Below are 23153 nucleotides of genomic sequence, written 5' to 3'. Positions count from 1 at the left end.
TGACACTCTAGTCGTTAGTAACAATAACCTGTCCGATTGGACGGTCTTTTTCCATCAAATAGCGATGAGCGTCTTGAATATCATCTAGTTTAAAAACTTTAGAAATCGGAAAGTGAAACTGTTTTTCATTAATAATATTAAACAACTCATTAACCATAGAACTATCAACATTAGATGAATCAAAAACTGTCGCGTACTTATTCGCCAAGTTGATGAACGGGTCAAAGTCTTTCCATAACCATTCCCCACTCAATTGACCAACTAACGTGTAAAACCCTCCTGTTTTAAGATGTGCTAAGGAATCCTCTACAGTTGTAGTACCTACCACGTCAATTATCACATCAAATTTGTTACTTGTTTCAATATGATTATCTTGATCTAATATGACTTCATTAGCTCCTAAAGTATATAGCAACTCTTTACGGTTGTTTTGCCTTGTTGTACTAGATACAGAAAGTCCAAATCCCTTTCCTAACAATAACGCAGCCATTCCAACTCCAGTAGTTCCACCACGAATTAATAAAGATTGACCTTCCTTAAATCGTGTTGCTTTTAAAGCCCCAAAAGCAGTATAGAAAGTTTCAGGATAACTGGCTAACTCTATCCAAGTTCCATTGAATGTTACAGGATAAATGATATTATCAGGAACTAAAGCATATTCTTGATAACTACCATCAAATTCACGCCCAAGGCCACCCATAAAAATTACGACCTTTTGTCCTTTTTCTAAGTTACTTTCCTGTGAAGGCTCATAGACCTCACCAACAGCTTCAACACCTATTACTCTCGGAAATTTAACTGAAGGTGATCCACCTTCTCTAGTTAGCACCTCATAACGGTGTACTGGAAAAGCATGAATCTTTATAACTGTTTTATTTTGAGTTGGATTTGGAATTGAGCGTTCGACAATTTCCAGTACTTCTGGGCCACCTGATTTTTTTACAACAACTGATTTCATAATAATTAACCCCCATTAAGTATTTTTTATACATTTACAATATACATAAATATATACTATCTTGTTACGTCACAGTCAAGTTAGAGTGCTCAGCAAATAGAATTATATCGATTAAATGCATTTTATTTAAATTGTTTAAAATAAAAACACCGCATAATACTTAGATTTTCGCCTAAATATTATGTAGTATTTTATTGTCTAAATAAAAGGTCTTCCACCTGCGAGCATTAATCCTAAAACACCCACACATAGGCAACAGATGCCTACCGCGTAGATGATACTTTTATTTAATTGCTTTTTATTTTTTCGTGCAAAGGTCATTTCAGTTAGTCCAATAAATATTAAGGCAACAACTAATTTAATGGCCGTTAAAATTGGATTTCCTTGCCATGCGTACCCTAGCAACATAATACCACTAGCAATTGAAATCAAATATCCCAGTCTCGTAATCATTTGATAAATTTTTGTATTAGTATTTGTAAAAATTGTGAGCGCCACTAGAACCGCTATCACAACCCAAGTAATCAAATGTATCCATAACCAAATCATAGTTAATCTCCTTTTATATCAATCTTACTGTTAGCTTATCATTATCCATCATTAAATCAAGGATTCAAAATTATTTAAACGATTGTGATTACTTTCATGCAAAAAAAATAATCCTTATACTAAAGGATTATCATTTTTAAGCTTATTCCCATTCAATTATAACGGTCGATTACAATCGTTGTTACAACGGCATTTATGCCAGTTTATTATTCATTGGCGGAGCTGCGGCGGAGCAACAGTCTGATTACCATTAAACTTCACCTTAGATTCCTTTGGTGCTGCATAGGTTATATGACCTGACATCATCTGTGCTAGTTCCTTATCTGCACCAACATACATGTGCGCATAGTGCCTTAACGTAATTTCCGGGGATGAGTGCCCCAGCCGTTTAGACAGAACAAGCACTGATACATTGAACTCATTAATCAAGTAACTAGCATGACTATGCCGAAGTCCTTTCCCTTGTATCGGGTGAACATTGGCCAACTTGGCGTACCGATGGATTATCCGCATGAGCGTTGATTTCAGCATCGGGCTTCCGTCATAGCTAAAGACAAAATCATCCTGCTTACCAAAACCATTCTGAGTTTGACGTTTTTTCCAAACACGGAGCACCTTCAAAGTATCCCGATCTATGGAGATAGTTCTCAAACCGCTATCAGTTTTAGTGTAGTCATGCCGTTCCCAATTTTGTTTGGTCTTGATTACCAGCATGTGAGTAACGCGTAATTGTGCATGCGTGAAGTCCACGTCCGCCCATTGTAGCGCCATCCCCTCATTAACACGAACACCCGTCATAAAGTAAACATACAGCATGACAAAGTTCAGGTGTTCGTAGTAGTCGCTAGTACAAATCTGGTTTAGTACAGCTTGAAACTCACTCTTAGTCCAATACGGCACCGTAGCACGTCCCTTAGGTATCGCCTTAACACGCTTTGACACATTACTAGGTAAGTAATTCATCTCAACCGCAAAATCCAGCGATTTACGAAACATACCAAAGACCAAACTTGCATAGCTCTGTGAGTAACCAGCATCTGTAAGCAGCCAGTTCCTAAAGCCCTGAACCTGCCTAACATCTAGCTTTCGTAATTCTATATCTCCAAATTTTTGTACGAAGACGTTTAATGAAGTCTTACGCGTTTCAAACGTTTCTTTTTGTACGCTAGCTTGGTATGCAGGAATATACGATTTTCGCATGTACACGCCATAGGTTAACGCATAGACGGTATGGCCGCTCTCGCGATCAAATTCTGCTTTCAGTCGTACAACTTCCCTGTGCGCAGCAGTCGCTGACTTGAACAACTGGCCATCCGCGTCTTTTTGACTCTTTTTCCGGATTCTTTTTCCGGTACTTTCATCCACCCCCAACTGTATATCATAGTAGTAGCGGCCATTTTGGCCACTGTATACACCAGCGAACTTAGTCTTTGGCATCGTCTGCATCCTTTCGAATGGATGCTCCAATAATTGCCTCAACCGCTGCAACCGGTACCCGACCTAGGCGCCGATTGGTATAAAACTCATATCCTTGTTGTACCATGCTCCGCTTTGCTTGTCTAATTAATTCAGCAGCAGTATTCTCACGATAACCAAGCGATATCAGGTCTTTCTTCGTAACCGTGTTGTTTTCCATTCAAGGGCCTCCTCCATTCCCAAAATCGACCGTATTTTTTAGTTTCCAGACGGTCTTTATATCGTTGTCCTGCGCTAACTTGCCATCGCTCGTAATATCAATCTGGTAAATTGCTACATCTGTTTCCAGCGCACTATCTGGGCTGTCCAAGTGCCCAACAACAAAATTCGGTCTAAAAATTGCGAAATAACTTTCATCTAGATCCCAGTAATCCACAGTCGGCTGCTTTAGTCCATGGCTCACAAAGTACCGTGGTTGATGATATGCGTGCGGTATTTGTAGAAGTTCTTTAGTTATATATTTGGTAATATAGTTAGCTGCCTTACGCTTGTCGGCAATATGGCTTACCGTACTAAAACCCTTTTCCCAGCTATCTGCATTGTATATCTGCAATCCCTTTTTCTTAATTAGCCGCTGACTCTTGGGGTAACGTGCAGGCGTTAAAGGTGGGGCAAGTCCGCCAGTAACGCCATGAAAATGAATTCTACCCGATGAAGGATGAAGTTCAGGAATAAATAGGTAGTCAAACCTACCGAACTTTTCGCGCTGATACTTCAACCAAGCACGCAGCCGCCTTCGTGCATACTCATAGTTCTTTGCATTCACCTTCGAGTCATCAAACGTAAGCGTCCAAAACAAATTGAACGAATTTGCCTCTAGATAGTATTTCACCTTTCTCTTAATCCTAAATGCCTGCTGCACGAGTTGGGTTTCATCACTATATGACACATTTATAGGCATATTCGACTCTGGATTTTTCAATAATTTTGGAGATTTGTGAACCCTTGGCACGCCATATTTCACAATTTCGATATGATCTTCAAATGTAATAACTTTGGCGTTGTACTCATACTCACCGCTATTCTTGCTCATTTTTTCAGCTTATCTTGCCTGTATGTCAAGTAACAGGCAAGTCCTCGCTGGCAGTCGCAGCTTGTGGCGTTCCGCCACCGCCACGCCTACCAGCAAGCATTGTAAGTGTTGCTTTAAACGGCAGTTTATCTTCATCATATTTTGGCGGTAAAAATGCTTTTGGCCCATCCCAATTCAAACCATCCAGCCAAATGACACCACCAAATTCTTTTGCATCAATTAACGGTAAATCATGGTGACTCTCTCCAAACACCTCCTGAGCTTGCTGAGGCGACGTTCTACCTAAGCTGATCCGCATCCCTAGCGAACTCCTGGCCTCTGTTGGGAGCGCAGACGCAGGCATCATTTGCCCCGCTACAATAACCGAGATAGAACTCTGCCGTCCCTTTGTAATCAAGGACAACAGTTTGGCGTTGAATTGGGGATATAGTTTGTCGGCTGTTTTCCTCTGCTGATCCTCAGCCTTCATGTTTGCAACCAGCGACAGTAGCTCATCGACAACAAGGAGAATCGTACCCTGATGAAATTTTTCGCAATGCGTAATATCCCGCTCATCATCGGGATCTGCATTTAGCTCCTTGTATCGCTGATCCATGATTTTGCACAATTCGTCAACGAGCTGAATTGCCTCTTCCGTATTCATGGCAACCTTACCAATACGCTTCATCGACTGACCCAAGAACGCTGCCTTACCATCGATCGTATACACGACATTATCGGGATTATTTACCAAGAAGGATATAATCAGGCCCTTTAGCAAACTAGTTTTCCCCGTTCCTGTTGGACCGACTATCAACCCCATCGGCTGTTTAGATGTTAGCGACATTCTGCCAGTCAATTGAATATTGATCTTTTCGCTTGTCTGCAACGCGTCCAAACGGTTGATTGTAATTCGCTCATCCTTATTGTGAGTTAGGTTAATTTCGATAATGCCGTTTCCAGACTTCTTATCACGAATTTCCCAGTAAGCTGTCGTCTCCTTGGTGAGGAATGCAACCAGGCGGCGTCCAATATCCGCTTCGAAATCCGAGCTGACACGGCCACCCGTTAGTAGCGTGATCTTAACTTCATCATTCGAGACCACATATCCCCATCTTACGTATGCGACATGGCCAGTCACGCCTTGCTTAATCAAATTAACGTTTTCCGAAAATTGCCAAAGCAAACGTTCCATCTTCCAACGTTCAACTGGCGAATATCTACTGTGGAGATATCTCCAAGCCCCAGCAAGAGACACAACTACTCCAAGTAGTCCAAGCATCAGGATAATTGGCCATAGATCTAATTCCGATTTTTGGCCAATTATTTTAGCCCACGTCCACTTAGCGCAGCTCCAGAGAATGATTAGCACTGTAACACATGCCCAGACCTTAAACAATAATCTTGACCGTACCTGCTTGCGTTGATCAACCTCATCAATGGATTCATAGATGCTCAGCTTCGCAGTATGCGTAGAGACTGGCAAAAATCTGCTAATTGTTTCCCTTGCGTTTTTTATCATTCAAGAACTCCTCTTCAAAGTCTCCTACTTGCTGGCCGGTAAAAATTCTGTACGCAGCTGCAATCAAAGACTCAATTCTTTTAACATCGAATGCGTCACGGTTCGTGAGACAATATTGAGCTTCATTCAAGTACGCCCAAACAGATAGCTTCTTTTTTTCACTCATACCTACGCCTACTTCCCATCGCTAATATTCATAACAAGCTTCACGTCACGCCAGCCACTAGTACGCCCCGCGCTCCACTTAAGCATTACCTTGGCGTCTTTCAATTCAATCTCTGTGCCCAAAAGTTCTGCCTCAGAAATTTCCAGCAGATCCTTCTCATCCCCAACAAGTTCCAGTGCATACGTCTTTAAGTCCTCTACCCCGTCGCCAGATTTCTCCAATGTTTTGGCAAGTTCAGCATCTACTATGTGGCATACTACCTTTGCGACCGATCCGTTGATTGGATCACCGTTATCTGCGTAGCGCGGACTTTTTGATACCGATACCACGCGAGCTGCTTTTGGCTTCTCAACGTTGCTAATTTCAACTTCTGAAAGTTTGACCTTGGCTAGTTTCATGCATTTCTCCTTTTCTGGATAAACATCCAACACAGTTTTAATAGACTAACTTTTATCAAAGGCCTTTGATTGACTACATCTTATCTTCAATTACGCCCAATATATATATCAGGCTTCGCCAATGTCTTGACACCCGAAAAACCGGGTATTGACGTATCGGAAAAGATGTGTATCAAAAAAGGCGAAGTTTTTAAAACTTCGCCCTAAGTGACTATTTTGATATTTGTTGGAGAAACCGATTCATTATCAGCGGTGTTACCCGATAATCAACAAATCTTTTTAATGGTTCACCAAGTTGCTTAAGTTCGAGAACCTCACCTAACCCTTCTCTCGAGACACCGCCAGAATCAATCTTATCTATTAGTGGGATTCCTGCGGCAATGCTTTCGTTATCAGCACTACTTTCGAAGTCAATTACTGTCGCTATTTTCGTTTCTTGATTCCGAACTCTTGTGAATTTGTCCCACTCATTCAGCAAGTCGCTTTTTATTCCTTCATATATTTGTTGAATCGTATTGTTCGGAATCCTAAGAGGCTGTGTCTGCTTTATATCATTAATAAGGCTACCTAGTCGGTTATTTTGGAATTGCGCTTCATTACACACTGACTCAAATACATTAGGCAGATAGTTTCTAATTTCATAATTAGACCCCCAAATGCACTCATACACATCCTTAAAATTCAAGGTATCTACAAATCGTAGATAGTACTTGGAAGAAGGCACTAGATAAGGATTCTGACGCGTATCCAATCGGGGAATAGGTGCGGTTATGGAGTCAACCATCGAATAACTTACTTCGTGTTGGTAACTTGGAGCCTCATTATACTCTTTTGCATTCTTGAACCCAGCAGTTTGATATTTGGATACGCCCTGCTCCTTCATACGCCGCTTGAGTCTTTCTGAAAACACCCTGTAGATAAACCAGACCGTATCTCCATATTCGCCGAATGCTTTTTCCCTCGCGGCTACAGTGCTCATATCTATTCGTACCATATTAGCTCCTTGGCATTATACTCCGGATTTTTTTCGATTGTCGTCTTTGCACAGCATTTGCAAATTGGAGAGTACTGTATGCCCACCTTGAGACCAAGGAGTAATATGATCGCCCTCCATCTCGTCGTACTCAAAATGCTTGCCGCATACCGGACAGATTCCATTCTGTTTTGCGTATGCTGCTCGCTTGTCCTTAGGCTTAAATGCCCGAATTGATAATACGCGCTCTGGCCCGCCAAGCACGTACTCAAATATCCCCTTCTGCTTGGTAACATCCTCGTCCTCTATCAGCTCGCTAACTCTAGCTTCGAGCGTAGCCGGATTATACGTATTCTCATGATAAGTATCGTATAGAAACCCCCATTCAATCCCCTTCATCAGCTTACGATAGTTAGGAAAAATAGAGGTTGTCCAATTAATTACGTTTTGAAAGTATAGCCACAGTTCGATTGCCGTTTCATCGTGCTGGTGCTGCGCCATGTACTCCTCAAGCTCAATATCCTGTTTCGACGAGATCCACTTGAGTGTGGTTTCCAAAAAGTCTTGTCGAATAGCAGAACCATTTAAATAGTCGCCGCCAATCTGATATGCGGGACACTGTGATTTCGAAAAGTACTTCTTGGCATCTGTCAACCATGGCCCCGTATAGATTGCATTTCTAAGTTCTTGTGCAGTAAGCTGTTCCCCAACAGTATTGATCACTTTGAACCAATCCAATTTTTCTCGATCTGTACCAGTACAAATATAAACCGTCAGAGGATAGTCCAATATTTGCTGCTGTTCTTCCTGTGTGAGCGTGTGAAAGTACTGGAAATTGATGGAGTAATCACCCTGTACAAATTGACATATTGAGATTGTTCGCTGCTGTCCATCTAAAATTTCATAGTGTCCATCTTCTGCAACAACCCAATACATAACATTCAGTGGGAACCCCTTGCGGACGGTATTAATAACTTCATCACGTTGCTTAGGTTTGTAGACGAATTCACGCTGAAAGGCCGGACGAATATTTAATTTTCCGTCATATCCATATACACCATCTTCATCGGAATCTACATATCCGTTTACGATTTGGCTTACTGGAATATCCTTTTTCTCAATTTGCATGCGTTTGGCCTCCCTTGTTGCGAATTAACACTCTCTTGTACATTGATTTAACGGTGCCATCTTTTTTAGTCAACAAAAGCCCTGAACTTTTTACATCAACAATTTCAAACTGATCTGGATTGTACCGCGTCATGTAAGTAATTGGCACACCAATGACACCAAAGTAGTCACAAGGAATATCCGCAACACGGGATACCTCAATGGCATCATAGTTATCATATTTTGGATATATCTCTGGAGAATAGTTCTTGAAGATTGTCAGCTTTTCGTGACGTTGTGTCGTATCTAAGTTGGTATACCAGCAAATGTTTCCCATTCTCCGCCATTTTTGTCCATTTTCATCAATCTTGAAATCCGTTTTCTTCGCCTCATAGCTTTCAGGTACCTTAAACCAAAAGTGTCCAGAATTGTACCCTAGCCAAATTTCGTTGGCCATAATTAAAGGCAGTACCTCTTTATAGGTAATTGCGTTGAGATTACCAATCACTAGGAATGTTTTGTGAAAAGCTCTTAACTGTGCGATGTAATCAGTAAATAGACTGAAAGGGGGATTGGTTACGACAATATCGGCTTCTTTAAGTAACTGAATTGCTTCCGGACTTCGAAAATCGCCATCTCCAGTTAGTGGTGTTTCAACGTAATCCGGTAAAAATGCAAGTTGTCCAATCTTGTCATCTTGTCTAATTATTTCCAATTTATAACTGGGTTTGTCGGATTCATAGTGCGTAGATATTAGTTTTTTTAGGCCTAACATGTAAAAGTTAATCTGAAAGTATTTCCAGAAATTACTGATGGCTGGATCATCACAATTACAAAACACAACCTTATCCTTGAAATACTCACGATAATGGCGTAGCTCGTTTTCAATCATTGAAATATTAGTATAAAACTCATCTGTTTTTCCAGCACGTGATACATGAAGGTTACTGTTTGTTTGCTTTTTCACGTTCATTACTCCAATTTATTATTTTATCTCTGTACATGTCTGTCATTGACTCTGAGATAGTAGGTAGCCAGACTAACAGACGTATTGAGTAGTAGTTCCGCCTCTGCTGCCTGAATTTTTACTCGTTCATTGCTAGCATGTGCATCGCCATCTTTATTGCGCATTTCTGCGATTAAATCGGTGATTCCATTTAAGTGACTAATCATTTTCGTAATACGTGGATTCCACTCCCGAGAAGGTCTCATTCCCAATGTTTTAACCACCAAATTACGATATTGACCAATATCGCCATTACGCTTACACTTTACGTCGTTATCGGACAATATTTGAAGAAACACCTCTTCGATAAGTGTTCTAGCCTTTGTAACTACGCTGTCAAAATCATTATCCTGCAAGTCATCTTGTCCCTGCGCCAACAACTCTGAAATGTATCCTGAATTGATCCTCTTGATCGGCACGAGGACTTTTACATTCTCATCTGCTGCGATAATTTCCCACGAATTACCACTAGATACGAGTTTTAAGTTGCTGTAGAGAAGAATGGCGTTTATCTCTCTGATTACGCGCTGCTTAATTGCGTCTGCTACAATCAGGATGTCCTTAGATTCATCACCAGTAAGGCCTTCCAGAATAAAGTTATCAATTTCCTTCAGTTGCGAAAACTGACTTCCAGAAAGATACTCATTAATCACCGGTCGCAACTGTGCTGGTGAAAATAGAAACGATAATAAAGAAGCCGTTCGATCATTTGCATGAGTTGCACTGATTATCGAACTCATTCGGCGTAATCTGTTTGAACCTTCTGGATTTGGAGAACCAAATCTGGATCCCAGAGCGTCAAGATCTGCATTTGTTCGGTAAGTTATCCACGGTCGGTCAATCAAGAAAGTTGTAATATCTGTGTTTTCCAGTAATTCAAAATTTTCTGACTCCAATGCCTTTCCCCCCACAGTATTAATAACTTATTTAATTATATATCCTAAGCCCATAAATACCAAGCACTCTACTGTGTATTCTCGCAAGTTCATTTTTCCGCCAGACTAAAAAAGGCCACCAGAACCAAGTAAGTTCTAGCAGTCTTAAATGAGTTTTCGATTGATTGTCCACCATAATTAGGCGGAGTTTCGGCGGAGCACCATATTTTTTTGGCGGAGTTGGCGGAGTTTGAGCTGCCTTGAGCAAATCCAAAATGCCTCTGTATCACTCTTTCTAGCTCAAATTGGCCTACATCGCTATTCCCATTCGATTGTTGAAGGCGGCTTGCTCGTAATATCATACACGATGCGGTTAACATGTGCGACTTCGTTTACAATACGGACTGAGATTTTTTGTAAGACATCCCAAGGGATTCTAGCAAAATCAGCAGTCATACCATCAATTGAAGTAACACCACGGATACCAACTGTGTAGTCATAAGTACGTCCATCGCCCATCACACCAACACTTCTAATGCCCGGTAAGACAGTAAAGTATTGCCAGATTTCACGATCAAGACCAGCATTTTTAATTTCTTCACGTAAAATTAAATCACTATCTCTAACGATTGTTAATTTTTCTTCAGTAATTTCACCAAGAACACGAATTCCAAGACCAGGGCCTGGGAATGGTTGACGCCATACTAATTCTTCACTCATACCCATTTTTTCGCCAAGTTCACGAACTTCATCTTTGAATAATGTTCGCAATGGTTCGATTAAGCTAAATTGCATATCATCAGGAAGGCCACCAACATTATGATGAGATTTAATTGTTTGGGCAGTATCTGTCCCAGATTCAATCACATCAGTGTAAAGTGTTCCTTGAGCCAAGAAGTCAATTCCTTTTAACTTAGTAGCTTCATCATCAAAGACACGGATGAATTCATTACCAATTGTTTTACGTTTCGTTTCAGGATCAGAAATTCCTTCTAATTTACCTAAGAAACGTTCTTGAGCATCAACTTTAATGATATTCAAGCCAAATTTACCGCCAAGCATTTCCATAACTTGATCAGCTTCATTTTTACGAAGTAAACCATGATCAACGAAAATACTTGTTAGTTGGTTACCAATTGCTTTGTGCAATAAAACACCAACAACTGAAGAATCAACCCCACCTGATAAACCAAGAAGGACTTTTTTATCACCAACAGTTTCGCGGATTTTAGCAATTTGTAAATCAATAAAATCAGCCATTGACCAGTTACTTTCAGCTTCACAAACATCAAATGCGAAACGACGTAAAATGTCATCCCCAAATTCAGTGTTGCGAACTTCAGTATGGAATTGAAGGCCATAGAATTTCTTATCAAGATTTTGCATTGCAGAAATAGGACAGTTAACAGAAGTTGCAACTGATGTAAAACCATCAGGAACTTCTGTTACTAAGTCACCATGACTCATCCAAACTGTTTGTTCAGCTGGTAATCCTTTGAATAAAGTTCCTTCTGGATTAGTAACCTCAATTTCAGCCTTACCATATTCTTTGTTATCTGCACTTTCAACTTTACCACCTGGCATTGTATATGCCATTAGTTGCATACCGTAACAGATACCTAAGATAGGAATACCTAATTCAAAGATTTCAGGATCTACTCTGAGTGCATCTTCATCATAAACACTATTTGGGCCACCAGAAAAAATGATACCTTTAGGGGCAATCTCTTTTATTTCGGCTGCACTAATCTTGTGTGATAACAATTCAGAATAAATTCCGAATTCACGTACACGACGAGTAATTAATTGATTATATTGACTACCAAAATCAAGAACGATAATTTTGTCGAAATCTTGCATGCTAACGTTGGCCAAAAATAGTCACCTCTTCATATTTTTTAGTTTCTTATTACGTCTATTCTACTGATTGAAACCCACTTGGTCAATCGTTTGATTTAATTTTCATGAAAATCTGTGAAAATATCTCTATTTTCTAATATTTGCGTAAATAAACGGTATTAATTCGATGCTCATCTGTCTTCTCTAAAATAAGATCAGCACGATTTCTGGTTGGTAAAATGAACTCTTGTAAGTTCTTTAAATTCACGGTTTTCCAGACATTACGTGCCAACTTAAATGCTTCATCGTGGTTACCAATCGCATAATCATAATAGTAATTTCCAGGTTTCTGAAAAGAGGTGTTCAAAAGAACACCAAAACGTTCCAAATACCATTTTTCAATTAAGTCAGCATCAGCATCAACATAAATTGAATAATCAAAGAAATCACTAACATACAATTGTTGGTTACTTGGTAATTGTAAAACATTAATCCCTTCAACAATCAAAATATCTGGTTGATTAATTGTTTGTACCATTCCAGGTACAATATCATAACTATCATGTGAATATACTGGTGCTTCAGTTTTCAGACCACTTTTCACGTCGTTTAAAAATAGAATTAGTTTTTCCATGTCATAACTTTCTGGAAAACCTTTACGGTCCAAGATATTCTGGTGAATTAGTGTTTCATTAGGATATAAAAAGCCATCCGTTGTAATTGCTTGAACCTTTTTTGTTGGGTATAACGCTGTGAGTAATAATTGCAACAAACGTGCCGTTGTACTTTTACCCACTGCAACACTACCCGTAATTCCAATCACAAAAGGCCATTTTTGATCTTTAATTCCTAGAAAATCTGCTTTTTTTGATTGCAAATCTTGCTTACCCAACAATGTCATATTTAATAAATGAACCAATGGCATGTAAATTTCCTGCACATCTTGAACTGATATCTTATCATTAACAGATTGAATTTCATTCAATTTTTGTTGTGACAAATCAATCTGTTTCGTTTTATAAAAGCCACGCCATTCATCCCTTGGAATTTTATAATAATTCATTTGTTTATCCATTTTAACAATCCTCTAATAAAAATGACCTATCAGTTTCCGCAATAGGTCATTTCTTCCATAGCTTATTTTAAACTATATAAACTTTTTGAAACATGGTCAAATAATGGTGATAATTCTTTTTCAGCATAAACAGTTAGTCGATGCATTGCTCTTGAACAAATCGTATAAACTAATTGACGCTCGTCTTCTTCATGATAGTTAATCTTTGAAGCGCCCCACATAACAACCGCATCAAATTCCAAACCTTTAGCTAGGAAAGCTGGCACAATAATCGTTCCATCGGCCAAACGTTGATTTTCCGTTTTAATCAATGTAACTGGCACGCCCTCGGCTTGTAATTGTTCATACAATTCTGTACATTCAGCTAATGATTTAGCGATGATTGCCGTTGTTAGATGATCATCCACATTTTGTTGTACTTGTTTTTCTAAATCGTGAACTAATTTATCAGAATTATTATCCACAGTCATTGTGGGTAAGTCACCTTGTCGGTTAAATGACGTCACTGATTCACCATTTATCAACACTTCTTTTGTGAAATCTGTGATTTGTTGTGTTGAACGATATGATTTCGTCAATTGCACGACTTTGGTTTTATCAGCTGGGAATAAATGTCCCAATTCTGATAGTAAACTCTTACTATTTTCTTTTGTGAAAATAGCCTGGTTTAAATCACCAAGCAGTGTAAACTTAGCTCTTGGGAACCCTTCCTTCAAGAAAGCTAATTGAAATGCCGTGTAGTCTTGAATTTCATCAATAAAGACGTAACGGACATCTGTTTCACCATGCTTACCCGTCATACGATCAAATAAGTATAAGTATGGCGTAACGTCATGCATCGATATTTGACGATTTTTTAAACGTGACACAACTTCAGCCACATCTGCTTGCCATTCTTCTACAGTAACATTATAGTCACTCAAATTAAGATACTTAGGCACATTGTGTAAAAAGTTCACATATTGTGAACTGATATTTAAGAATCGATTGCGCACAATTGCTCTGTGCACACTTGTAAATTGGCGCATAACTAAAGTACGCGTTAAGAAACGCATTTCTTTATCACCGCTTGCAAATTCGCGGTCTTGGTCTCCATACAAATCATTCAATTGTTCTTTAGACATATCTTGAATTGCTTTTTCAACCCATTCTAACTTAGCCTCAGCTTCAATTCGACGATTCAATAATTTAACTAATGATTCACGTGTTGCTTCTAATCTTGTCCGTAAATGATAATTTTCATTATATTTATAGTAGATACCTTTTATTTTATCTTTTGAAATAAAGACTTCATTATTGAATTTAATATCTCTGAACTTCATGTCTGCTTGTTCCAAATGTTCTGAATAAGCAGTTGAGGCATTAAAGAATGCCAAACTATTTTTCAGAACTTGAATACGTTTTTTAGCAGGCGCATTGTCTTCTTCAAAGCGTTCTTGTAACGTTTCAACTTGCATATTTGGTAAACGTCTTGATGCATATTGGAAATAAGTCATTTGAACCATATTTTGTTCACCAAGTTCTGGCAACACTTGATCAATATAATCATTAAATAATTGATTAGGTGAGAATAAAACAACTTGACTAGCTGTTAAATTACCGCGGTAACGGTACAGCAAGTAAGCCACACGTTGTAATACAGCTGAGGTTTTACCCGAACCAGCTGCACCTTGAACAAATAATAATTCAGCTTTTACATCTCGAATAATTTGATTTTGTTCCTTCTGAATCGTCGTTACGATACTCTTCATCTTTGTATCAGCAGAATCATTCAAGACGTCTAATAACATCTGATCACCAACAGCTTCATCAGTATCAAATATCGTTTCAATTTGGCCATCTTCAATTACGAATTGACGTTTCAATGAAACATCTACTGTTTGATCACCATCAGGAGTTTGGTAAGTGACATCACCTAGTCCGCCATCGTAATAAACACTCGATATGGGTGCACGCCAATCATAAACCATAAAGTGTTCAGGTCGATCAGCAAAAGAGCCCAAGCCAATATAGATTGTTTCTTTTTTATTAGTTCCTTCTTGAATGTTTAAACGTGCAAAATAAGGTTTCTTTTCTAATTTCTTTAAAATGTCTAAACGAGAAGTTGCGTTTTTCCAACTCGTTTCACGTTCAGCTAATAACTGTTGTTGCTGACGAACAGACATTGCTGTATCAATCATTCCAGTGTATGTTGTCGTATTGATATGAACATCACTTGTAAATTCGCCATTAATCGATCGTGCTTCACTTTCAGCGTACTTTATTTCATTTTGACGTTTAACTTCAGCATCTTTTATTTTAACAATAACATCATCAAGATGTGCTTGTTCTTCGATTTTAATTTCATCAGCCATTTCTCAATACCCCACTTTACATGATTTTATTAGGCCTAATAGTGTATCATTTTTTTATAATCAACTCAAATAGGCAACTAATTGAACTTATTTCTTATTTGGTAGGAATTGGTCAACTACGATTCCAACAGCTAATCCAATTAATGTTGCGACAGCAATTTTACTTATCACAATCCCAATAATTAGACCAATTAAAGTTGTCATTCCTGCAATTAAAGTGTGTCTAGTCATATTGACCTCCAAAAATTTAATATATCTAGTATACCAGTATCGAAACCTGTTTAACACTGGTGACCTCTTATAGTGAGACAAATCTTAATAAAAGCTAAATATCAGTTAAAATAATAGCCTTTTTTTTAATTTCAGTTTAATATAATGAGTAAGACTAAAACGATTGGAGGGCCTGACAATGTTCGAACAAGCTTGGTTTTTCTTCACCCATTTCGAAAATTATTTAGGACCTCTTTTCCAGACTTTAGGTAACTGGAGTTACTTAATTCTTTTTGTACTTATCTTTGCCGAAACAGGTCTTGTTGTTTTTCCTTTTCTACCTGGTGAGTCGCTACTCTTTTTCACTAGTTCCATTGCCGCCTACTCAACAGATACCATTGATATTCGGGTATTAGTCCCAATATTCTTTTTTGCCGCACTCTCTGGAGATGCCGTGAATTTTGAAATTGGTCGACATTTAAATAAATTACCTTTCTTTAAAAAAAGAATCCCCCCTGAAAAGATGGAAATCGCCAAAAGTTTTTTCAAAAAACATGGTGCAAAAACAGTCGTATTTGGACGCTTTATCCCATTAATTAGAACTTTTGTGCCACTTATTTCTGGTACTATTCAAATGAATTACAGACATTTTAGTATTTTCAACTTAATTGGCGTCTCACTTTGGGTAGCCATTGGAAGTGGCGTCGGTTACTACTTCGGCGCAATTCCATTTGTTAAGGATCATTTTTCTATTATTTTCCTTTCAATTGCCGGGATAGCATTACTTCCAGTGGTCTTAGCTGGGTTAGTACAACTTACGAAATTTTTACTTAGAAAAAAACTTGATGCTAAATTCTAGGATAAGCTTTTTAGAATAATCGTTTTCTTTAGCGTATAATGGGGCTATCACATAAACTTCAGGAGGTTCTCATGCCATTTACAGTCTATCTCGTTCGCCATGGTCAAACCATTTTCAATAAATATAATCGGATGCAAGGTTGGTCCGATTCACCACTTACAGAAAAAGGCATTAACGACGGCCACACTACTGGAAAAAAATTATCACAAATTCAGTTTGCTAATGCATACAGTAGTGATACAACCCGCGCAAATCGTACAGCTAACTACATTTTATCTGAAAATGAAAACTCTTCAGATTTAATTGTTACAACATCTGAGTTTCTTAGAGAGCAAGGCTATGGTTACTATGAAGGTGCCGATTCTTCTCAAGCTTGGTTTGTTGTTGGTAAGCCACATGGCGCTGCTAATTTCACTGAGATTTTGCAAAAATTTTCAATTGAAGAGGCACGTGACTTCTTCAAAGAAATCGATCCTTTCCATGATGCTGAAGACGATGCCGATTTTTGGGCACGTCGTAATAAAGGTTTTGATTTATTGCGTAAAGATGCTAAAGATGGCGATAACGTTTTAGTTGTCAGTCATGGGACAACAATCAGAAGTATCGTTTCTCATTTTGCACCCGAAATTGATATTACAATGAGCCCTAAAAACGGTAGTGTAACTAAGTTAATCGTTGATGACAATTCAGTTAAAGTTGAATATTTCAATCATCACGATGATGATAAAATCTAAATAAAAAAGGAGTAACCAATTTTTAAAATTGGTTACTCCTTTTAGTTTAAATTGATTTACGTTGTGTCTTGTAATCGATAACTTCTTTTTCAGATAAATTACCTAATTCTTGTAATTTATCTTCAATAATATTTAAAACAATATTACGATCAGCTTCATTTTCAACAAAATCGTATTTATCGCCATCAATAACTAAAAATTCAGAAACGTCATATTCTTTTTCCCAATCTTCATAATAGCGAAGTAATGTTTTATAGTATTCAACCAATGAGTGGTCAGTTTCAATTTGTTCATAATCACGGCCACGTTTTTGAATACGATTAACCATTGTTTCATAAGAAACTTTAATCATAACCATCAAATCGGGTGATTTTTTATGTGCAGCATAAGGTAACTCTTCAAGCATATTTTCTAATAAATCTTGATAGATGTTATATTCAACAGTTGTGGCATTACCCATTTCTGTATTCATCTTCATAAAAATAGCATCTTCATAAATTGAACGATCAAGAACATTATTATCTTCTTGCATTGCTGCTTTAATCATTCTGAAACGACGATTCAAAAAGAAAGTTTGTAATAAGTAAGCGTAGGGATTTGTTGCTTCCTTATCCCCTGCTTCACGTTTTTTTGCAGCGATTTCGTTACCTTTGTAAAATAAAGGTAATACCGGGTTATCTGTAACAGGTTCGTAAAAAGCCTCTACCCCAAGTTCTTCAGATAAAATTTTTGTCATACTAGATTTTCCTGAACCAATAATACCAGCCAACGTAATCAAAATAATAAACACTCCTTCTTGAATAGTTAATACAATTTATGCAGTTAAAACAATTAGATTTAGACTTGTAATTAATATCTCATTCGGTATCATCTTACTAGTAGTCATAAATAATCTCATATTTTAATTCTCCGTTTATTTAGTATACATTGGATTAAATAAAATAAAAGTCTTTTCTTTTTCTAAAATTAATGCATTAAGTGAGACTATTCATCAAAAACCAGACAGCTCTAAGTACCTTTTTTATTTACAAATTAAATATTTATTTATGAAAGGATTTCATATGTCATTTACCGTTTATATGGTTCGTCATGGCCAAACTTTTTTTAACTCTTTCCAGAGAATGCAAGGCTGGTGTGACTCTCCACTTACAGATAAGGGAATCAACGATGCCACCCATTCAGGAAAACTTTTACGCGATAAATCATTTAATGCCATTTATCGAAGTGACACAATGCGTACAAAAAAAACACTAAGCCATATTTTAAGTGAAACGAATGTTGAAGAAAATGCACAGTTAACACCAATTGAAACAGCACTTTTTAGAGAAGAATATTATGGCTCATTTGAAGGCCAAGATACTGCAGCTGTTATGCAAACAGTTGGTACACCTTTTAATTGTCAAACCTTCAATGATATTCTTGAAAAATATTCCATCGAAGACTCACGTGATTTCATAAAAAGTGCTGACCCTTTTAATTTAGCTGAAAATGACCAAGAATTTTGGAATCGCTATGATCATGCTTTTGATTTTTTACGCACTAACCAAAATAATAATGACAACGTTCTATTAGTTGGTCACGGGACAGCAATTAGAAGTATCGTTTCACGATACGCACCTAATATTGATATATCATCTAGTCCTAAAAATGGTAGCGTCACTAAATTAATCGTTCATCACGATACAATTGAAGTTAGCTATTATGGTAATTTTGGCGAACAACCCATCTAAATAAAGAGAGGTGAATACTCAGTTTTAAAAACTGAATATTCACCTCTTTTTTATTTTTTTAATACCATCCCTTTATATAAGGTAACTGTTACCCAATAATATCCCAAATAGAGAACTGCAAAAATAATAAATGGAATCGTTATATGTGAATATGGATCTGGAATTAATTCCTTGAACATTTGTAGTCCGAATAAAACGTGGATTACACCGACAATTCCAGGTAAGAAGAATAAGATGCCAATTTCGCGCCTAATTGATTTTTTCATTAGTCGTTGCTTAGCGCCTAATTGGTTCAATAAATCATATCGTTTTTTATCCGTTGCCGCACTAGACAATATTTTAAACATAAGAACACTTGCTAACATTGCCAACATCGCAACGCCTAAGAAGAATCCAATGAATTCTAATCCGCCATAAATGCCGTTAGCCAACTGATATACGACATACTTATTCATAAAATAAGATGAATTATCTAACTGATTTTTAGGTATTTCTTCGCTCAATGCTTTTAAGATTTCTTTATTATCTTTAAATGATGCTAACCTAACAGTATGGATACGTTGTGTCTTCGCCGAAACAGCTGAAAATGATGCGTCAGAGACAAGTACTGGATTTAACATATCAGGGGATTCCAATGTAGTTCTAACAGCATTTCCCCATAGATTATCCTCATTTTTAGCTGTCATTTTGGCAGGGTCAACTTTAATAAATTTACCGGTAGCCGTTCCCGTTTCCGTGAAATCAAGCGTGTACAATGGTGATTTCACAAAGTCAGATTTTTTAAAATAACGGACAGAACCAACTTTTTTTGCTTCATAAATGGACTCTTTTTTATCAGTCAATTGACTAAGTAATTTTTTCTCTTTTGTTGATGGATTTTGGACAACAACATCATATGGGGAAGTAGAAGTAGCTGTTTGATCAACCACACCAGAGAATCCCATCCCAACAGTTATTGCGCCTAATGCTAGTGCAAATAACATCGCAACCATTGTTAGAACCCGATTTAATGAACCTAATCGAAAGCTAAGTTGCCCTAATAAAAAGGTATTTAATTGCTTTTCAGAAAATCCCTTATTACGTTTTAATAATTGAACCAATCCACTAAATAATGAATTGAAAATTAAAAATGTCCCAATCAAAATTGTTACGACTGACCCAATAAATCCAGCCATTTGAAACAGTGCTAAATGACTTAATAAATAATAGCCACTTGCAATTAAACCTAATCCTAAGATACTTTGAATTAAGATATTATAAGATTTTAGCTTTTTACCTTGTGGTTGTTCTGCTTCATTTAATAATTTTAAGATAGGCGTTCTTAACAAGCTTTGTCGATTAAATATAGCAGCAATCATGAAAAGAATAACGAAGAAAAGCATTGTTATTAGGATTGCTGGGAAATAAAAAGCTTGAAAAGAATGCGGTGCAAGATCCATTTTATCTACTAAAAATTGGCTAACGCCATATGTCAGTCCAATACCAACTAAAATACCAACAGCTGTTGCAATTAAGCCAATAATTAAAGTTTCAGTGAAAATTAAGCGCCCAATCTTACGCTTTTTAGCGCCTAGCATCATGAACATCCCATAATCTCTTTGACGCATGCTCATTAAAAATGTATTCGCATAGATAATATAAAACAGTGTAATAATTGCAAGTAGTACAGAACCTACTTGGAAAATCATTGCTGCAAATTTTATCGTCGCATTTTGTTTAATAAATTCTTGATTAGTTGCTAATGCTTCAAACATGTAAAAGATTGCTGAAGCCATAATGAGTCCTGATAACAAGATTAGATAATCTTTAAAGCGACTCTTAATTCCAGTTAAGGATAATTTTAATAACATATTGTTTCCTCCCTTCTTAAAATTATTGTTCACTCTTAGCTAGTTCATTTAAAATTTCTTGATAAAACTCTGTTCGCGTATTCGTTCCTTGAATCAATTCTCGACCAATCTTACCATCTTTAATAAAGAGAATTCGTTGACAGTAACTCGCACTAACAGCGTCATGAGTCACCATCAAAATTGATACTTGATCATTTTTATTTAAACTTTCCATCGTTGATAGGAGTGACTTTGCACTTTTAGAATCCAAAGCACCTGTTGGTTCATCTGCTAATAAGATTGCAGGATTATGGACTAAAGCACGAGCTGCTGCAACTCGTTGCTTTTGGCCACCAGATAATTCAGTTGGAAATTGTCCAAGAACACTATCTATCCCCAGTGTTTTCGTTAATTTATCAATACGTTCTTGATATTTAGAAATAGACGCATTCTGTAATGATAGTGGCAATGTTATATTTTCAGCTGCCGTTAAGTTATCTAGCAGGTTAAAACTTTGGAAAATAAAGCCAATTTGTTGTGCTCTAAAATCTGATAGTTTATCGCCACGCATCATTGAGATATCCTGATTATTAATCTCAATTTGTCCTGAAGTCGGCTGGTCTAGTGTTGATAATAAGTTAAGTAATGTTGATTTACCTGATCCTGATGCCCCCATGATACCAATAAATTCACCCTGTTCGACAGAAAAATTAATCCCTTTTAAGGCTTCCGTTTTCTTCTCTTTATTCTTACCGTAGACTTTTTTAACATCTTTTGCGCTTACAACTATTTCTTTCATTTTATTAGTCCTCCATTTATATTTATCATTTTACTATATGTGTACTATTATACATAGTACACATTAAATAGCAATTTTTATTATCGTTAATTCTTAACTTAATTCTCATTAAAACGATTACATTTTATATTAATTTAATTTTTCATGGAAATTAATTAGTCAGTTCACTATACTTATAAATTGTTAGTTTAATTTACATAGTTATTTATCACGGGAGGTACTTATGGAAAACGAGAAAAAAACATTTATATCGTGGCCAGTTTTGGCATTAATGTCATTCGTAACAGTTATTGGCTTCGACGATATCGTCTATAACTTTCAAAATCAAGGTATGGGCGTTATTACATCTTGGATCATTTTATTGCTATTATATGTAATTCCCTATTCTTTAATGGTAGGACAATTAGGTTCCGTCTTTAATTCAGAAGGTGGCGGTTTAAGTTCATGGGTTCGCGGAACTCGTGGCGAAAAACTAGGTTACTTTACGGCATGGACTTATTGGGCTGCTTCGATTCCTTACGTTGTTGATACCGCTAATTCAGTCGTTGTTGGCTTTGGTTGGTTATTTAACGGAAGTAATGCACTCGAAGATAGTTTATCAACAGCTATGTTCGCGTTAATAACATTAGTAATCTTCGTTGGTTTCATTTTTGTTCAACGTTTCTTCAAAGGTTCATTAGAATTTTTAGGTCTTATTGGTGGTGGTACCATGTTCATCCTCACAATTTTATATGTTGTAATGGCATTTGGCTCATTATTAACACCTTCAGGTCGTATTGCAACAACAAATATGAGCTGGCACACACTAATTCCTAAATTTGATTTACATTATTTCACAACAATTGGTTTATTAATTTATGCGATTAATGGTGCAGAATTAATTGCGCCATTTGTCACAAAAATGAAAAAACCTAAAAAAGATTTCCCTAAAGCCATGATTATGTTAACCGTTATGACAATCTTCTTAACAGTTTTCGGCTCATTCGCACTTGGGATTTTCTTCAATGCCCATAACATTCCTAATGATTTTAAAATGAATGGTTCGTACTACGCATTCCTTCGTTTAGGAGATCAATTTCATATGGGTAGTTGGTTAATGTATGCCTTCGCTATTACTCAAATTGTGTACATGTGTGCTCTTCTAGCTGTTCTTCTTGACGCTATGACTCGCATGCTTATCTCTGACACAGGCGCTCGTTATATGCCTAAGAAATTACTTAAAGTTAACAAAGATGGTTTACCAATTAATGGGTACATTTTAACTTGTACTTTAAGTGCCTTCATTCTCTTCTTGGGTGTCTTCTTGCCAGATATGAATACAATCTTTAATTGGTTACTGAACTTGAATGGAATTATTTCACCAGGTGTCACTTGTTGGATTTTCTTCGCCTTCATGCAGATCCGTAAAAATAGTGCTAAATATCCATCAGAATATGTCTTCATTAAAAATGACAAATTAGCTTACGCTGTTGGTTTATGGTGCTTAGTTGTTACTGTTTTGGCAACAGTCTTTGGGATTATTCCTCAAGATGTCGAGATGGGTAGCTCACTATTCTACTACCAGTTAGCCATCAATATTATTAGTGTCGTTGTTCTTATCGGTCTTGGATTCATTATGCCAATGATTGCTGAACGTGAACGTAAAAGAGATGGTATTAAAGATTAAATTCAAAAACGCTATG

Annotated in this window: 23 protein-coding genes; 4 read left to right on the top strand and 19 right to left on the bottom strand. The window is 37.1% G+C overall.

All coding sequences use genetic code 11. From position 1 onward, the window contains the following. Window positions 1–7: 7 nt before the first annotated feature. From AC1RPQ_RS01490 to AC1RPQ_RS01415, 16 genes are all read right to left on the bottom strand, one after another. Window positions 8–958, bottom strand: coding sequence for a zinc-binding dehydrogenase (locus tag AC1RPQ_RS01490; RefSeq protein ID WP_481760902.1), 951 nt, complete (start codon window positions 956–958; stop codon window positions 8–10). A 198-nt stretch (window positions 959–1156) separates the two neighbouring features. Beyond that, complete coding sequence (locus AC1RPQ_RS01485; protein ID WP_409021639.1) at window positions 1157–1507, bottom strand: YisL family protein; 351 nt, start codon at window positions 1505–1507, stop codon at window positions 1157–1159. A gap of 210 nt (window positions 1508–1717) precedes the next feature. Next, entirely contained in the window at window positions 1718–2944 is a 1227-nt protein-coding gene (locus AC1RPQ_RS01480) for a tyrosine-type recombinase/integrase (RefSeq protein ID WP_481760903.1), read from the bottom strand. After that, window positions 2931–3143, bottom strand: coding sequence for a DUF3173 domain-containing protein (locus AC1RPQ_RS01475; RefSeq protein WP_003599276.1), 213 nt, complete (start codon window positions 3141–3143; stop codon window positions 2931–2933). Before AC1RPQ_RS01475 ends, AC1RPQ_RS01480 begins: the two co-directional genes overlap by 14 nt. After that, the gene (locus AC1RPQ_RS01470) at window positions 3144–4016 is read right to left on the bottom strand and encodes a rolling circle replication-associated protein (RefSeq protein ID WP_481760904.1); all 873 of its coding nucleotides are present in this window, start codon (window positions 4014–4016) and stop codon (window positions 3144–3146) included. It abuts the gene before it with no gap. Between the two features lie 25 nt (window positions 4017–4041). Then, complete coding sequence (locus AC1RPQ_RS01465; protein ID WP_481760905.1) at window positions 4042–5517, bottom strand: FtsK/SpoIIIE domain-containing protein; 1476 nt, start codon at window positions 5515–5517, stop codon at window positions 4042–4044. Further along, on the bottom strand, window positions 5489–5683 hold the full coding sequence (locus AC1RPQ_RS01460; RefSeq protein ID WP_481760906.1) for a hypothetical protein: 195 nt from the start codon (window positions 5681–5683) through the stop codon (window positions 5489–5491). The genes AC1RPQ_RS01465 and AC1RPQ_RS01460 overlap by 29 nt, the downstream gene beginning before the upstream one ends. An 8-nt stretch (window positions 5684–5691) precedes the next feature. Beyond that, complete coding sequence (locus AC1RPQ_RS01455) at window positions 5692–6081, bottom strand: hypothetical protein (protein ID WP_481760907.1); 390 nt, start codon at window positions 6079–6081, stop codon at window positions 5692–5694. Window positions 6082–6292: 211 nt separating this feature from the next. Then, window positions 6293–7075, bottom strand: a complete 783-nt coding sequence (locus tag AC1RPQ_RS01450; protein WP_481760908.1) for a hypothetical protein — start codon at window positions 7073–7075, stop codon at window positions 6293–6295. 15 nt (window positions 7076–7090) lie between these two features. Then, the gene (locus tag AC1RPQ_RS01445; protein WP_003588255.1) at window positions 7091–8182 is read right to left on the bottom strand and encodes a GmrSD restriction endonuclease domain-containing protein; all 1092 of its coding nucleotides are present in this window, start codon (window positions 8180–8182) and stop codon (window positions 7091–7093) included. Beyond that, on the bottom strand, window positions 8172–9134 hold the full coding sequence (locus AC1RPQ_RS01440; protein ID WP_481760909.1) for an adenine-specific methyltransferase EcoRI family protein: 963 nt from the start codon (window positions 9132–9134) through the stop codon (window positions 8172–8174). The genes AC1RPQ_RS01445 and AC1RPQ_RS01440 overlap by 11 nt, the downstream gene beginning before the upstream one ends. A 17-nt stretch (window positions 9135–9151) precedes the next feature. Next, complete coding sequence (locus AC1RPQ_RS01435; RefSeq protein WP_481760910.1) at window positions 9152–10063, bottom strand: abortive infection family protein; 912 nt, start codon at window positions 10061–10063, stop codon at window positions 9152–9154. A 297-nt stretch (window positions 10064–10360) separates the two neighbouring features. Next, entirely contained in the window at window positions 10361–11902 is a 1542-nt protein-coding gene (guaA, locus tag AC1RPQ_RS01430; protein WP_481761138.1) for a glutamine-hydrolyzing GMP synthase, read from the bottom strand. A gap of 133 nt (window positions 11903–12035) precedes the next feature. Then, the gene (gene coaA, locus AC1RPQ_RS01425; RefSeq protein WP_481760911.1) at window positions 12036–12956 is read right to left on the bottom strand and encodes a type I pantothenate kinase; all 921 of its coding nucleotides are present in this window, start codon (window positions 12954–12956) and stop codon (window positions 12036–12038) included. Between the two features lie 62 nt (window positions 12957–13018). Further along, a complete protein-coding gene (gene helD, locus AC1RPQ_RS01420; RefSeq protein ID WP_481760912.1) occupies window positions 13019–15310 on the bottom strand; it encodes an RNA polymerase recycling motor HelD in 2292 nt (763 codons plus the stop codon). A gap of 87 nt (window positions 15311–15397) precedes the next feature. Next, window positions 15398–15541 (bottom strand): hypothetical protein, encoded by a 144-nt coding sequence (locus AC1RPQ_RS01415; RefSeq protein WP_481760913.1) that lies wholly within the window; start codon window positions 15539–15541, stop codon window positions 15398–15400. Between the two features lie 178 nt (window positions 15542–15719). Here AC1RPQ_RS01415 and AC1RPQ_RS01410 point away from each other — a divergent pair, with 178 nt between their 5' ends. Both AC1RPQ_RS01410 and AC1RPQ_RS01405 read left to right on the top strand, forming a co-directional pair. After that, the gene (locus AC1RPQ_RS01410; protein ID WP_481760914.1) at window positions 15720–16379 is read left to right on the top strand and encodes a VTT domain-containing protein; all 660 of its coding nucleotides are present in this window, start codon (window positions 15720–15722) and stop codon (window positions 16377–16379) included. Between the two features lie 71 nt (window positions 16380–16450). Further along, window positions 16451–17113 carry a histidine phosphatase family protein gene (locus tag AC1RPQ_RS01405; protein ID WP_481760915.1) on the top strand — a complete coding sequence of 221 codons (663 nt, stop codon included), beginning with the start codon at window positions 16451–16453 and terminating at the stop codon, window positions 17111–17113. A gap of 46 nt (window positions 17114–17159) precedes the next feature. Here the strand turns inward: AC1RPQ_RS01405 and AC1RPQ_RS01400 are convergent, their stop codons facing one another. After that, the gene (locus AC1RPQ_RS01400; RefSeq protein ID WP_481760916.1) at window positions 17160–17891 is read right to left on the bottom strand and encodes a deoxynucleoside kinase; all 732 of its coding nucleotides are present in this window, start codon (window positions 17889–17891) and stop codon (window positions 17160–17162) included. A 268-nt stretch (window positions 17892–18159) separates the two neighbouring features. On the opposite strand from AC1RPQ_RS01400, the gene AC1RPQ_RS01395 reads away from it, so the two are divergent. Further along, window positions 18160–18843, top strand: a complete 684-nt coding sequence (locus AC1RPQ_RS01395) for a histidine phosphatase family protein (protein WP_481760917.1) — start codon at window positions 18160–18162, stop codon at window positions 18841–18843. Between the two features lie 50 nt (window positions 18844–18893). On the opposite strand, the gene AC1RPQ_RS01390 is transcribed toward AC1RPQ_RS01395, so the two are convergent. Next, window positions 18894–20693, bottom strand: coding sequence for an ABC transporter permease (locus AC1RPQ_RS01390; protein ID WP_481760918.1), 1800 nt, complete (start codon window positions 20691–20693; stop codon window positions 18894–18896). Between the two features lie 22 nt (window positions 20694–20715). Beyond that, entirely contained in the window at window positions 20716–21471 is a 756-nt protein-coding gene (locus AC1RPQ_RS01385) for an ABC transporter ATP-binding protein (protein WP_481760919.1), read from the bottom strand. A 223-nt stretch (window positions 21472–21694) separates the two neighbouring features. Here AC1RPQ_RS01385 and AC1RPQ_RS01380 point away from each other — a divergent pair, with 223 nt between their 5' ends. Continuing rightward, on the top strand, window positions 21695–23137 hold the full coding sequence (locus tag AC1RPQ_RS01380) for an APC family permease (RefSeq protein WP_481760920.1): 1443 nt from the start codon (window positions 21695–21697) through the stop codon (window positions 23135–23137). The last annotated feature ends 16 nt before the right edge of the window (window positions 23138–23153 follow it).

This window comes from Dellaglioa sp. CoH-57-MRSF-21 (assembly GCF_056781915.1).
This window is presented reverse-complemented; position numbering and strand designations above follow the sequence as displayed.

Excerpts from the sequence above, each read along its gene's own strand:
- AC1RPQ_RS01490 (WP_481760902.1), bottom strand. The coding sequence starts at position 958 with ATGAAATCAGTTGTTGTAAAAAAATCAGGTGGCCCAGAAGTACTGGAA.
- AC1RPQ_RS01485 (WP_409021639.1), bottom strand. The coding sequence starts at position 1,507 with ATGATTTGGTTATGGATACATTTGATTACTTGGGTTGTGATAGCGGTT.
- AC1RPQ_RS01480 (WP_481760903.1), bottom strand. The coding sequence starts at position 2,944 with ATGCCAAAGACTAAGTTCGCTGGTGTATACAGTGGCCAAAATGGCCGC.
- AC1RPQ_RS01475 (WP_003599276.1), bottom strand. The coding sequence starts at position 3,143 with ATGGAAAACAACACGGTTACGAAGAAAGACCTGATATCGCTTGGTTAT.
- AC1RPQ_RS01470 (WP_481760904.1), bottom strand. The coding sequence starts at position 4,016 with ATGAGCAAGAATAGCGGTGAGTATGAGTACAACGCCAAAGTTATTACA.
- AC1RPQ_RS01465 (WP_481760905.1), bottom strand. The coding sequence starts at position 5,517 with ATGATAAAAAACGCAAGGGAAACAATTAGCAGATTTTTGCCAGTCTCT.
- AC1RPQ_RS01460 (WP_481760906.1), bottom strand. The coding sequence starts at position 5,683 with ATGAGTGAAAAAAAGAAGCTATCTGTTTGGGCGTACTTGAATGAAGCT.
- AC1RPQ_RS01455 (WP_481760907.1), bottom strand. The coding sequence starts at position 6,081 with ATGAAACTAGCCAAGGTCAAACTTTCAGAAGTTGAAATTAGCAACGTT.
- AC1RPQ_RS01450 (WP_481760908.1), bottom strand. The coding sequence starts at position 7,075 with ATGGTACGAATAGATATGAGCACTGTAGCCGCGAGGGAAAAAGCATTC.
- AC1RPQ_RS01445 (WP_003588255.1), bottom strand. The coding sequence starts at position 8,182 with ATGCAAATTGAGAAAAAGGATATTCCAGTAAGCCAAATCGTAAACGGA.
- AC1RPQ_RS01440 (WP_481760909.1), bottom strand. The coding sequence starts at position 9,134 with ATGAACGTGAAAAAGCAAACAAACAGTAACCTTCATGTATCACGTGCT.
- guaA (WP_481761138.1), bottom strand. The coding sequence starts at position 11,902 with ATGCAAGATTTCGACAAAATTATCGTTCTTGATTTTGGTAGTCAATAT.
- coaA (WP_481760911.1), bottom strand. The coding sequence starts at position 12,956 with ATGGATAAACAAATGAATTATTATAAAATTCCAAGGGATGAATGGCGT.
- helD (WP_481760912.1), bottom strand. The coding sequence starts at position 15,310 with ATGGCTGATGAAATTAAAATCGAAGAACAAGCACATCTTGATGATGTT.
- AC1RPQ_RS01415 (WP_481760913.1), bottom strand. The coding sequence starts at position 15,541 with ATGACTAGACACACTTTAATTGCAGGAATGACAACTTTAATTGGTCTA.
- AC1RPQ_RS01410 (WP_481760914.1), top strand. The coding sequence starts at position 15,720 with ATGTTCGAACAAGCTTGGTTTTTCTTCACCCATTTCGAAAATTATTTA.
- AC1RPQ_RS01405 (WP_481760915.1), top strand. The coding sequence starts at position 16,451 with ATGCCATTTACAGTCTATCTCGTTCGCCATGGTCAAACCATTTTCAAT.
- AC1RPQ_RS01395 (WP_481760917.1), top strand. The coding sequence starts at position 18,160 with ATGAAAGGATTTCATATGTCATTTACCGTTTATATGGTTCGTCATGGC.
- AC1RPQ_RS01390 (WP_481760918.1), bottom strand. The coding sequence starts at position 20,693 with ATGTTATTAAAATTATCCTTAACTGGAATTAAGAGTCGCTTTAAAGAT.
- AC1RPQ_RS01385 (WP_481760919.1), bottom strand. The coding sequence starts at position 21,471 with ATGAAAGAAATAGTTGTAAGCGCAAAAGATGTTAAAAAAGTCTACGGT.
- AC1RPQ_RS01380 (WP_481760920.1), top strand. The coding sequence starts at position 21,695 with ATGGAAAACGAGAAAAAAACATTTATATCGTGGCCAGTTTTGGCATTA.